10 protein-coding genes are annotated in these 11,973 nt (G+C 72.1%); 4 read left to right on the plus strand and 6 right to left on the minus strand.

From position 1 onward, the window contains the following. Positions 1-9 precede the first annotated feature (9 nt). Both WME76_RS44815 and ligD read right to left on the minus strand, forming a co-directional pair. Positions 10-1,497, minus strand: a complete 1,488-nt coding sequence (locus WME76_RS44815) for an MDR family MFS transporter (RefSeq protein ID WP_437962343.1) — start codon at positions 1,495-1,497, stop codon at positions 10-12. 109 nt (positions 1,498-1,606) lie between these two features. Further along, positions 1,607-3,988: a non-homologous end-joining DNA ligase gene (gene ligD, locus WME76_RS44820; protein WP_437962344.1), complete on the minus strand. Its 2,382-nt coding sequence runs from the start codon at positions 3,986-3,988 to the stop codon at positions 1,607-1,609. A gap of 537 nt (positions 3,989-4,525) precedes the next feature. Here ligD and WME76_RS44825 point away from each other — a divergent pair. After that, entirely contained in the window at positions 4,526-5,737 is a 1,212-nt protein-coding gene (locus tag WME76_RS44825; protein WP_437962345.1) for a GAF domain-containing sensor histidine kinase, read from the plus strand. A gap of 37 nt (positions 5,738-5,774) precedes the next feature. On the opposite strand, the gene WME76_RS44830 is transcribed toward WME76_RS44825, so the two are convergent. Next, a complete protein-coding gene (locus WME76_RS44830; protein WP_437962346.1) occupies positions 5,775-6,608 on the minus strand; it encodes an SDR family NAD(P)-dependent oxidoreductase in 834 nt (277 codons plus the stop codon). Further along, positions 6,587-7,162, minus strand: a complete 576-nt coding sequence (locus WME76_RS44835) for a PadR family transcriptional regulator (protein ID WP_437962347.1) — start codon at positions 7,160-7,162, stop codon at positions 6,587-6,589. The genes WME76_RS44830 and WME76_RS44835 overlap by 22 nt, the downstream gene beginning before the upstream one ends. A gap of 122 nt (positions 7,163-7,284) precedes the next feature. Here WME76_RS44835 and WME76_RS44840 point away from each other — a divergent pair, with 122 nt between their 5' ends. The 3 genes from WME76_RS44840 (at position 7,285) to WME76_RS44850 (ending at position 9,918) form a co-directional block, all read left to right on the plus strand. Beyond that, complete coding sequence (locus WME76_RS44840; protein ID WP_437962348.1) at positions 7,285-7,692, plus strand: Smr/MutS family protein; 408 nt, start codon at positions 7,285-7,287, stop codon at positions 7,690-7,692. A 58-nt stretch (positions 7,693-7,750) separates the two neighbouring features. Beyond that, positions 7,751-9,166: a sigma 54-interacting transcriptional regulator gene (locus WME76_RS44845; RefSeq protein ID WP_437962349.1), complete on the plus strand. Its 1,416-nt coding sequence runs from the start codon at positions 7,751-7,753 to the stop codon at positions 9,164-9,166. Positions 9,167-9,279: 113 nt separating this feature from the next. Continuing rightward, complete coding sequence (locus tag WME76_RS44850) at positions 9,280-9,918, plus strand: hypothetical protein (protein WP_437962350.1); 639 nt, start codon at positions 9,280-9,282, stop codon at positions 9,916-9,918. Between the two features lie 102 nt (positions 9,919-10,020). On the opposite strand, the gene WME76_RS44855 is transcribed toward WME76_RS44850, so the two are convergent. Beyond that, complete coding sequence (locus WME76_RS44855; RefSeq protein ID WP_437962351.1) at positions 10,021-10,395, minus strand: hypothetical protein; 375 nt, start codon at positions 10,393-10,395, stop codon at positions 10,021-10,023. An 87-nt stretch (positions 10,396-10,482) separates the two neighbouring features. Continuing rightward, positions 10,483-11,868, minus strand: a complete 1,386-nt coding sequence (locus tag WME76_RS44860; protein WP_437962352.1) for an MATE family efflux transporter — start codon at positions 11,866-11,868, stop codon at positions 10,483-10,485. Positions 11,869-11,973 lie beyond the last annotated feature (105 nt).

The following is an 11,973-nucleotide window of genomic DNA, read 5'->3' on the forward strand; positions in this document are numbered from 1 at the left end:
CCCGCGATCTCACCCGATGCCGGCCTCGCTCGGCGGCGCCACGACCTTGTCGTCCCCGGCCTGGAGGGGCACACGCGGAAACCACAGCGCGGCGATGAACCCGACCACGCCCATGGCCGCGATGATCCAGAACACCGTGGTGAGCCCCGACGTGAGCGCCTCGCCGAGGTGCTGCACGATCGACGGATCGAGCCCGCGCGCCCCCTCCGCGGTCAGGAGCCGGCTCGCGGCGTCCGCGGGGATCGACGGGTCCTTGGCGAGCTGCGCCGTCAGGACGCCGCCCATGATGCCCACCGCCACCACGCCGCCGAGCAGGCGGGAGAACATCGTGCTCGCGGTCGCGATCCCGCGCTGCTCCCACGCGACGCTGCTCTGCACCGCGATGAGCAGCGCGACGTTGGACAGCCCCATGCCCACGCCGAAGACCAGCGTGGTCGCGCGGAGCATCAGCGGCGTGTCGTGCGCCCCGCCGATCGCGAGGGCGAGGCCCGCCAGCGCCGTGAGGCTGAGGCCCGCCCAGATGAGCGGGCGGAACCCGACCCGGGGGATGAGCCGCCCGCCGATCGCGCTCGCCACCGGCCAGCCGATCAGCATCGGGGCGATGGCGCTGCCGGCGTCGGTGGGCGAGCCGCGGAGCACGCCCTGCACGAAGAGCGGCACGAACGTGATCGTGCCCATCATCGCGCCGCCGAGGATCGCGCCGGCCACGTTGGAGATGAACATCACGGGGCGCCGGAAGAGCGGCAGCGGGATCATCGGCTCGGGCGCCCGGCGCTCGACCGCGAAGAACGCGGCGAACAGCGCCGCCGAGGCGACCGCGGCGATCAGCGTCGTCCCCGCGCCGAGCCGCCCCGTGGCGAGGAGCAGCGCGACGACGCCGGCGGACAGGAGCCCCGCGCCGAGGAAGTCGAGCTCGTGGCGCCGCCTCTCGACGCGCTCGTGGAACGCGGTCGCCACGAGCGCCGCGGACGCGAGGCCGAACGGGATGTTGATGTAGAAGACCCAGCGCCACGAGAAGTAGTGCACGATGAGCCCGCCCACCATCGGGCCGATGATGCCGAACAGCCCCCACGCGGCCCCGAAGACGCCCTGGATCCGCGCGCGCTCGTTGAGGTCGAAGATGTCGCCCGAGATGGTCATCGCCATCGGCTGCATGGCCCCGGCGCCGGCCCCCTGGAGCGCGCGGAAGGCGATGAGCTGCGGCATCGAGCGCGCGGCGCCGCTCGCGATCGAGCCGATCAGGAAGACGGCGATGCCGAACAGCATGACCGGCTTGCGGCCGTAGATGTCGGACAGCTTGCCGCAGATCGGGACCAGCACCGACGAGGTGAGCAGGTAGGCGGTCGTGACCCAGGCGTACTGCTGAATGCCGCCGAGATCGCCGATCACGGTGGGCATCGCGGTGGCGACCACGGTCGACTCGAGGGCGGCCATGGCGAGGGACAGGATCAGCCCGACGACGGTCAGGCCTCGGTGGGTCTTGCGTTCTGAAGCCATTCAGTTGGCGGGCTTGTGGTGTCGAGCAGCCCGGGCGGCAAGCGTGACACCGCGCAGCGCCGCGCGTCGAGGCGGAAGGCGCGGCGGCGCGGACCGCCCGCTCGCCCGCCTAGGCCCGGATCCCGAGCGCCCGCAGCATCGCGGGCGTGATCTTCTGTCGCACCTTCCCGTAGCGCGCCCAGGGGTCCGCCTTCAGCGAGCCCAGGCGCTCGGGCAGGTTCCTGATCGTGAACTGATCCGGGCGCACCTCCGGCCCGAGCTCGTCCCAGGAGAGCGGCGCCGACACCGGCGCCCCCGGCCGCGCGCGCGTCGAGTACGCGGCCACCGACGTCGCGCCCCGCGTGTTGCGCAGGTAGTCGATGAATATCTTCCCCTTCCGCTGCGCCTTCGAGACCGCGATCGTGTACCCCTTCGGGTCGCGCCGCGCGATGTCGCCCGCCAGCGCCTTCGTGAACGCCAGGCACTCGTCCCAGCCGCTCACCGGCGCGAGCGGCACCACGATGTGGAACCCCTTGCCGCCCGTCGTCTTCACGAAGCTCTCGAGGCCGAGCTCGTCGAGCCGCTGCCTGAGCAGGAGGGCCGCGGCGATCACGCGCTCCAGCGACACCGAGGGATCCGGGTCGAGATCGAACACCACGCGATCCGGCAGCTCGAGCTTCGATACCGTCGAGTTCCACGTGTGGATCTCGAGGATACCCATCTGCGCGAGCGACACCAGCGCCTCGGCCGAGTCCGCCACGAGGTACTCGCCCGCCTTCGTCTTCTCCTGGATCGTCACGCGGCGGAGCGCCGACGGCCCCCACACCTTCGCGTGCTTCATGTAGATGCACTCGCGCTCCGCGCCCTCCGGACAGCGCACCAGCGTGAGCGGCCGGTCCTTCACGTGCGGCACCATGCGCCCGGCGATCGACGCGTAATAGCGCGCGAGCTCCCGCTTGGTGATCCCCTGCTCCGGATACAGCACCTTGTCCGGGTGCGACAGGCGCACGCCCAGCACCGAGTCGCCCTCTCCGTCGTCCGCGCCCTCCGCCGCGGCCGCGCGCGCCCTCGGCGCCTTCCCGGGCGCGGCGCGCGCGCCCGCGCCGCGCGCCGCCTTCGTCTTCGCCTTCTTCTCGGGCTTCTCGGGCTTCCCCGGCGCCCGCCCCGCCGCGCCGCCGCACGACGCGACGACCCACCCCGGGCCGCGGCCGGGCGTATAGGGCGCGTCGACGCGCTTCGACACGATCCCCTTGAGCGCGAGCTGACACCCCTTCTGGAGGACCTCCTCCCACGATCCCTCGACGTGGTCGGCGTAGCGCAGCGCGGCCGCGCCCGAGGAGCCGAGCAGCCGCTTCAAGGCCTGCTTCCTCGCCGAGAGCGGCGACGCCATGAGGTCGCGGCCCTCGAGGTACAGGAGATCGAAGACGAAGTAGACGACCTCGCCCTCCCGGGAAGCCGCCCTGGCGCTCGACGGCGGCGGGGCCGTCGTGCCGTCGCGCCGGAGTGCCGCGACCTCGCCGTCCAGCAGCGCGCTCTTCAACCCGAGCCCCGCGATCGCCGCGGCGATGTGCTCGAACCGCCCCTCGACGTCCTTCCCTCTCTCGTCCACGAGCCGGACGCGCCCGTCCTCGACCCGGGCCATGATCCGGAGGCCGTCGACCTGGATCTCGTGCAGCCACCCCTCGCCGTCCGGCGCGCCGCTCGCCTTGCCCTTCGCCTTGCCCGCGGGCAGGCGCTTCGGCATCTGCGGCCGCACCTTCTCCGGCATCGCCGCCTCGCGCGCGCCCTCCACCCGCCCCGCGGCGCGCGCCGACCCGCCCCGCGCGCGGCGCCCGGGCGACGCCTGCTTCTCCGCAGCCTTCTCCGCGCTCTTCTTCGCCGCCTTCTCCGCGCTCTTCTCCGTACGATTCGACTGCCACACCCGGTCCTTCGCCGCGGCGATCTCGTCGAGCTGCCTCCCGGTGGCCACGCTCTCGGGGCGGGCGTCCACGATGCTGTAGTCCTCCGCGGGGCGCGCCTCCGCGTCGTTCTCCTTGATGAGCAGCCAGCTCCGCCCCTCGTCGTCATCGTACCGCCCGCGCGTCCTCACGAGCGTGAAGCCGCCGCGGAGCTTCTCGCCCCGCAGGAGGAACTTCAGCTTTCCGGCGTGATACCCCTTGTGGGGGTTGTCGACCGGGACCCACGTGCCCCGGTCCCACAGGAGCACTGTCCCGCCCCCGTACTGCCCTCTCGGGATGATCCCCTCGAAATCGCCGTAGTCGAGCGGGTGATCCTCCGTATGCATGGCCAGCCGCTTGACCTCGGGGTCGAGGCTCGGCCCCTTGGGCACTGACCAGCTCTTGAGCACCCCCTCGAGCTCGAGACGGAAGTCGTAATGCAGGTGCGAGGCGGCGTGCTTCTGGATGATGTAGGTCCGCTCCTCGGCGTCGGCGGGCGCGGCGGCGACCTCTTCTCCCCGCGGCTCGGGCGTGACGGAGAAGTCGCGTTTACGCCAGTACTCGCGCAGTCCCATACGTCAGGATAGCAGACGCGGCGCCCGCTGCAGCCCAGGCGCCGAGTCCGCTGGAGTCGCCCGGCCGGCCAACTGACCTCCTCGGCGCTCGCGATCGCGAGCTCTTCTTCCGCGAGCTTCCGCACGTCTCACGCCGCGTTACGGAGGAGGCACGGCGCGCGCCCTCGCGGCTGAGGCTGCCCGCATCCGGGCCGCCGCGTCGCCCGCCGAGCGGTACGCGCAGAGGTGGATGTGCGCGGCCCCGGCGCCTCATGCTCCCGGCGCGGCGTCCGGACCGGCGCGGCGCCCTGCGCGCGGCCGGAGTGAGCTTGACGACGCGCCGCATGTGGCCGATACCCCTCGGGCGTAGGCTGCTTCGCGCCGGGACGACGAACCAGCGCCGTCCAGGTCTGGCCATCGAACGACAGCTTCGTCATGACAAGGGAATCGCTCGCCCCGACTCACACCTTCGTCGGCGATGGACGCGCAATCGAGCCGGCCATCGAGAAAGTAAGCACCATGTCCGGAATGGAAGCCTCCCCGAAGGAAGGTAGGTTGATGGCGACCCTCGAGCGCCTGCTCGAGCTCCCGGCAGCCGACCTGAGACAGTCGCTCAACCAGGCAAGTGAGCTTCTCGCCAGCGCGCTCGACGCCGACAAGATCGACATCTTCCTCTTCGACCCCGGCAGAAAGACGCTGCGCGCCCTGGGCACGAGCAACACGCCGCTCGGCCGGCTGCAGCGGTCGCTCGGCCTCGACGTCCACCCGGTCGCCAACGGCGGCTCGATCGCCGACGTCTTCAAGACCGGCGATCCCCACATCACAGGGCACGCGGACCAGGTGCCCGGCGAGCTGCCCGGCGTGGTGAACGAGCTCGGCGTCCGGTCGCACATCGCGGTCGCCCTCGTCGTCGACGGCGAGCGGCGCGGGGTCGTCTCCGCCCAGTCCGCGAAGCCGGAGTTCTTCTCCGACGACGATCGCCGCTTCCTCGGCGCGGTCTCGCACTGGATCGGCGCCCTGACGCACCGGGCGGAGCTGGTCGAGCAGGTCACCTCGGCCGCGCTCGCCCAGGGCCGGCGCCAGGCCGCCGAGGAGCTGATCACCGTGCTGGCGCACGACCTGCGAAACTACCTGGCGCCGCTCATGAGCCGCCTCGAGCTGCTCCACCGGCGCGCGGAGCTCGACAGCCGGGCCGACGATCTGCGCGACCTCGACCGGGCGACCTACTCGATCGAGCGGCTCGGCCAGCTCGTCTCGGATCTGCTGGACGTCGGGCGCCTCGAGCAGGGGCTCTTCGAGATCGCGCCCGCATCCATCGATCTGGCGGCGCTGGCGAGGGACACCGCCCAGACGCTCGGGACGCCGAGCGTCGACGTCCGCGTCGAGGGCCCGGCGGAGCTCCACATCGTGGCCGACAGGGCTCGCCTCCGGCAGGCGCTGGAGAACCTCGTCAGCAACGCGCTCAAGCACTCGCCCGCGGGGAAGTGGGTCCTCATCAAGCTCACCAGCGAGCTGATCGCCGGGGAAGAGTACGTCCACATCGACGTCGTCGACCACGGAGCCGGCGTGCCGCCGGAGCTCCTGCCCAGGATCTTCGACCGGTTCGTCACCGGCGGGAGCGCGTCGGGCGTCGGCCTCGGGCTCTACCTGGCCAGCAGGATCGCCGCCGCCCACGGGGCCACGTTGACCGTGAACTCTCCTCCCGGCGGCGGCGCGACATTCAGGCTGAGCTTGCCCGCGAGCGGACCGACAGAGCTGGACGAGGCCTGATCGCAGCGCGGGAGATCCAGGGCGCCGTCGCCCCGTGTCAGGGTCGGGTCGACGGGCGCATCGCCGCCTCGTCGGCTCCGCGCATCCGGCCGGCGCTCTTCGCCCCGGCGCGCAGCCCGATGTCCTTCATGATGCGCGACGCGAGGCCGGGCGCGATCCGCTGGAGCACGAGCAGGCTGCGGTTGGACGCGCCCGCGAGGAAGCTGCGCCGATCCCGGCGGAGCGTCTCGACGAGCTGCTCGGCCACCCACTCGGGCGCGAAGACCTGTGGCCCCTCGAGAGGCCAGTCGTCGCCGGCGGCGGTGCTCGTATGCGGGGGCGCAAAGACGGTGACCCGGACGCCGCGCCCCTCGAGCTCGCCGCGCAGCGACTCGGAGAAGGCGACGACCGCAGCCTTGGCCGCGCAGTACGCCGCGGCGGACGGCATGGGCACCCACGCCACCGTCGAGGCGATGTTGACGACCGTGCCAGAGCCCTGCGCCAGCATCGCCGGCAGGACAGCCCGCGTGACGCGCTCCATCCCGAACACGTGAACGTCGAACATCGCGCGCGTGAACGCCCCGTCCGTCGACTCCCAGAGAGACAATCTGCCGCCGTTGCCGGCGTTGTTGATGACGACATCGATGCGCCCGAGCCGCTCCAGGATCGACGCCACAGCCGCCCCGACCGAGGCGTCGGACGTGACGTCCATCTCGACGGCCACGGCGCTCCCTCCCTCACGGACGATGCGGTCGGACTCCCTCGACAGCGCGGCCATCGACCGCGCGGCGAGGACCACGCGCGCCCCCTCGCGGGCGAGCGCCCTCGCGCTCGCGAGCCCGATACCGGATGAAGCGCCCGTCACGACGATCACTTTGCCTTTCGGTTCCATTTCTTCTGTCCTCCTCTTTCCCCCGACAGCTCGCCGCGGGCGCGCTCGATCCAGCGGAGCTCCGCGTCGCACCACGCGAGCCCGTGCTCGATGCTCAGGCGCCACAGGTCGCGCTCTCGCGCAGAGCGCGCGAGCGTGAAGATGCGCTCGTCACCCAGCCTCCCCTCGTAATCGATCTTCGTCGCCTCGATCTCCCGGGCGTACCTCGCCAGGATGTCGTCGAGCCTCTTCGGGGGCACCTGCGCCGCGAACACCAGCTTGAGCAAGAGCGGATGCCGCAGCATGAGCGGCTCGAGCGGCTCCTCGAGCCACGCCTTGAGCGCCGCGCGGCCGGGCTCCGTGAGCGAGTACACCTTCCGGTCGGGCTTGCCGTCCCCCGGCATCGTCGTCGCCTCGACGAGCCCCTCGCGCTCCAGCGCGTGCAGCTCCCGGTAAATCTGGCTCTGGGTCACGGACCAGAACGACCGCACCGAGCCGTCGAAGCGCTGTTTCAGCGTGTAGCCGCTCGTCGCCTCGAGCGACAGGAAGCCCAGGATGGCGCCGCGGAGTGACATGACACATCCATCATAAGCCACCTGTGACATATGTGCAATGTGTTCTATGAGCGGAGGCGCCGGCCGGAGCGGCGGCGTCGGCGTCCGGTGGCGGCCGGCGCGGGCTCGGCTACACCGCGCGGATGCTCCGCCGACTCCTCGCCTGGCTCGCTGGCGCGCCCTCGCCGCGCGCGCCCGCGTCCCCCGACACCGCCGACGATGCGGAGCCGCCGGAGCCCGAGCCGCCCGGAGCGGCCGGCGGGGACGACATCGTGGTCATGCCGATCGAGGACGCGATCGACCTGCACACGTTCGCCCCGCGCGACGTCGCCTCGGTGGTCGAGGAGTACCTCCACGAGGCGCAGCAGCGCGGGTTCCGCGAGGTGCGGATCATCCACGGCCGCGGCAAGGGCGTGCAGCGCCGCATCGTCCAGAGCGTCCTCTCGCGCCACCCGGCCGTGGACGGCTTCCGCGACGCCCCGGCCTCGCGCGGCGGGTGGGGGGCGACCGTGGTGTGGCTCAAGGTAGCAGCCGGCGACGCCCCGTCCTGAGCCGACCACAGGCCACTTGGCACAACAGCGGTCTCCGACGTCAGGTAAGATGGCGCGCATGCCGCGCCCCCCCGCCACGCCCGACGACGCCGACCTCCCCGGCGTCAACGCCGTCACGGAGCCCAGCACGAAGGCCGAGGTGGTGGCGGTCCCCCGCCTCGAGCTCTGCGTCGAGCGCGAGGCGGGCAAGCCCGCGAGCCGGTCGATGGTCCTCGACGGCGACTTCATCCGCGTCGGCTCCCACCCGAGCAACGATCTCGTGCTCGCGGACCGCGCCGTGTCGCGCTTCCACTGCATCCTCGAGCGCGTCCGATCGACCTTCCGGCTCACCGACGTCGGGTCGCGCAACGGGACCTACATCGCGGGCGTCCGCGTGCGGGACGCCGACGCCGTCCTGCCGGAGTGCCGCATCGAGCTCGGCGAGTCGGTGGTGCGCATCCGCGACGCCGACGCCGTCGCCGAGACCGAGCTCGCGCGCGCGCCGAGCTTCGGGGCGCTCCAGGGGCTGTCGGTCCCGATGCGGCGCCTCTTCCCCATGCTCGAGCGCGTCGCGAAGAGCGCGCCCGACGTGCTCATCGAGGGCGAGAACGGCACCGGGAAGGAGGTCATCGCCACCGAGCTCGTCCAGCGCAGCGCGCGCGCCCACAAGCCGCTCGTCATCGTCGACTGCGGCGCCATCTCGCCGAGCCTCATCGAGAGCGAGCTGTTCGGCCACGTGCGCGGCTCGTTCACCGGCGCCTCGCGCGACCGCGCCGGCGCCTTCGAGGAGGCCGACGGCGGCACCGTCTTCCTCGACGAGATCGGCGAGCTGCCGCTGGAGATGCAGCCGAAGCTCCTCCGCGCCCTCGCCTCGCGCGAGGTGCGCCGGCTCGGCGAGGGCCGCGTGCGCAAGGTCGATATCCGCGTCATCGCCGCCACCAACCGGCGCCTCGAGCGCGAGGTGAACAGCGGCAGGTTCCGCGAGGACCTGTATTACCGCCTCTCGGTGCTCACCGTGCGCGTCCCGCCGCTCCGGGAGCGCAAGGAGGACATCCTCCTGCTCGTGCAGTGCTTCCTCAACGAGCTCGGCGCCATCGACAAGATGTCCCTCTTCCCCCCCGAGGTGATCGAGGAGATGAAGCGTCACGACTGGCCCGGCAACGTGCGGGAGCTCCGGAACTACGTCGAGCGCCGCGTGGTGCTCGGCGACGGCGCCGCCATGGGGGCGACCGCGCAGGACGAGCGCAGCGCAGCGCCCGCCGCGGCGGCGGCGCCGGCGGCGCCGGCCGCGCCGGCCGCCGCCAACATCGAGATGCCCTTCAAGGAGGCGAAGGACGCCATCATCGACAGGTTCGAGCGGGACTACCTCGCCGCCCTGCTCGAGTGGTCGAACGGCAACGTGAGCCGCGCCGCCCGCAAGGCGGGGCTCGACCGCATGTACCTCCACCGCCTCCTCCAGCGGCACGGGCTGCGCCGCGCCGCCGCCCTCGACTGAGCAGCGCCGCGCCACACCGGACCGCGGCGAGTTCCAGGCGGCCGCGGCGATCGGACAGGGCGCCACCGCCCCGCACATGTCACAGTCGCCTCGCAATGGCGCGACCCGTCCGTGTGCGCAACCTCGCAAGATCCCTGAACGTTTCGGAAACGGAGCTGCTCGTCTGGCTCGCGGAGAACGCGCCCGCGGCGAACCTCCAGCACCCCGCGGACTTCCTCCCCGCGGACATCGCGGGGCGGGCGCAGCAGGCGCTCGGCCGGGCGCCGCCGCCGGCGCCCGAGCCGGAGCCGGTCGAGCGTCGCTGCGCCGCGTGCGCGAAGCTCCCCCCGAAGCCCGGCGTGCGCCTCGTCGAGGCGGGCGCCGATGCAGTTTGCGACATGTGCGGCAGCTCTGCGAACAAGCGGGCGGCGCTCGCGATGATCGGGGCGTTCCACGCGCGCGGGCTCCGGCGGCTGCTCGTTGTCGGCGGGGGGCCGGGCACGGCCGAGGACCTGCGCCAGCTCCTCGCGGGCGAGGTCGACATCCGCATCGTCGACGGGGAGGGCCACCGCAACGCGACCAAGGCCGACGCCGATCTCCGCTGGGCCGACGTCGTCGCGGTCTGGAGCTCGACGATCCTCTCGCACAAGGTCTCGAAGCTCTACACCGACCAGCGCGCCGCGTTCCGCGACAAGCTCGTCACGGTGCCGAGGCGCGGCGTGGCCGCGCTCTGCATGGCCGTGGCCGAGAAGGTGAGCACCCCGCCAGCCTAGGTGCCTGTCTCCTGCCTTGTCGGCCTCACGCCTTCTGCCAGGCCGCTCCAGATCTCGCGTGTTCCGGGCGCCTGGCGAGCTCTCCTGGCAGCCCTGCGCCCGTCAGCCGGCGCCCGCCTCGCCGGTCGCGCCCTCGTCGGGCCAGCTGCTCTTGTGCTCGGCGCTCGACTCCAGGTTCAGCGGCTTGCTCTCGTCGAGCACGCCGGGGATCGCCTCGTTGCTCGACCCGCCCCCGCGCGGCGTGTCGACCGCATCCGCGTCGCCCTCGTCGACGTCCTCGCCGCGCGCCGCCTGATCGCGCCCTCCCGGGGCGCCGGCGTCGCGCTGCGGCGGCGCCTTCTGGCCCGCCGGTGATCCATTCTGCCCCGCTCCGCCCGGGTCACCCACGGTGCCCTCGGAAATTCCACCGTAGCCAGGCGGGCCGGCGGCCGGGCTTTCCGCCGCTCGTGCTTCCTTCGTGCGCTCGTCTCGAGCCATGGCGTGTCTCCTTCGCGCGAGGTTGCAGCAAGCGACATGCCACCTCGAACGCTGAGACAGGTGAGGAGTGGAGTTGGCGGGAAGCGATCACGTGGGGCGGCTGTGCATCCGCACGCGGCGGAGGGTGCGCCGCGCGTGGGGCACCCAGCCGCGGAGGTGCCAGCGCACGGACATGGCGATGCCGCGCACCCACTCGTCCGCGGCGTAGGCCACCCAGACGCCGGCGAGGCCCCAGCCGAGGCGGACGCCGAGCAGCCAGGAGAGGCCGACGGCCACGGCGAACATCGAGAAGACGCCGAATCCGACCGGAAAGCGCGCGTCGCCGGCGGCGCGTAGGCCGTTGATGACGACCAGGTTGATCGTGCGGCCCGGCTCGACGAGGAGGTTGAGCCAGAGCAGCGTGGAGCCGGTGGCGATCACCTCCGGATCGCTCGTGAACAGGCCGAGCAGGCGGGGGCCGACCAGCGCCGTGGCGAGCACCACGGTCACGCACACGCAGAGCCCGATGGCGAGGCCGCCGCGCACCTGCCGATCGGCGCCGTGCAGCTCGCCCGCGCCGATGCGGTGCCCGACCACGATCTCGGTCCCGAAGCCGACCGCCATGGCGAAGAGGAGCAGGAAGTGCACGATCTGCATCGTGTACGTATGGGTGGTGAGCGCCGTCTTCCCCATGTCGGCGACCATGGCGAGGATCATCATGAAGCTGATCCGATAGACCACGTTCTCGCCGGCCCCCGGGAGGCCGATGTGCAGCATCTCGCGGAGGCGATCGGGGCGAATGCGCCAGAAATCGTCGAGGGTCGGGCGGATGCCGAGGCGCGTGATCCACATCTGCCGGTGCATCCAGAACGAGAGGATGCGCCCGATGATGGCGGCGAGCGCGAGCCCGTTCATGCCGAGCCCCGGCCACCCGGCGAAGCCGAACATGAGCGGCAGGCTGAGCGCGAGCTGCACGACGTACATGATGACGATGAGGCGCAGCGTGTCGCGGGTATGGGTGTGCGCGCGCAGCACCGAGCCCATCGAGAAGTTCACCGCGTCGAACGCCAGCATCACGCCGACGGCCATCAGGTAGGGCTGCGCGATTGGGAACAGGGACGGCGGCAGGCGCATCAGCTCGAGCAGGGGCCGCGCGCCGATGGCGATGACGGCGCAGCTCGCGATGCCCAGCCAGACGTTGGCGGCCAGCGACGCCCGCGCGACGTGCTCGGCGCCGGCGCGATCGCGCGCGCCGAGGTACTGAGTGACCACCACGCTCGCGCCGACGCTGACGAAGCGGAAGGTGATCATGAAGGTCAACATGATCTGGTTGGACAGCCCGTACGCGGCGGCGGCCTCGTCCGACAGGCGGCTGACCAGCCACACGCCGAACACCCCGACGAGCATGTGCAGCAGGTGCTCGCTGAAGATGGGCCAGGTGATGTCGAGCAGGCGGGGGCGAGGAAGAGACGGAGCAGGAATGACCGATTGCAAGGCGCCGCATCCTACTCTGCCAGAGCGCGTCTCGCCATGACGGAACGCGGCTGAGTGAGAGCGATTCCCACATCGCGCGCTGTTCGCCGCCCGCGCCGCCCGCGC

Origin of the sequence: Sorangium sp. So ce119, from assembly GCF_051524405.1 — a bacterium.
In the GTDB taxonomy this organism is placed as follows: domain Bacteria; phylum Myxococcota_A; class Polyangia; order Polyangiales; family Polyangiaceae; genus Sorangium; species Sorangium cellulosum_G.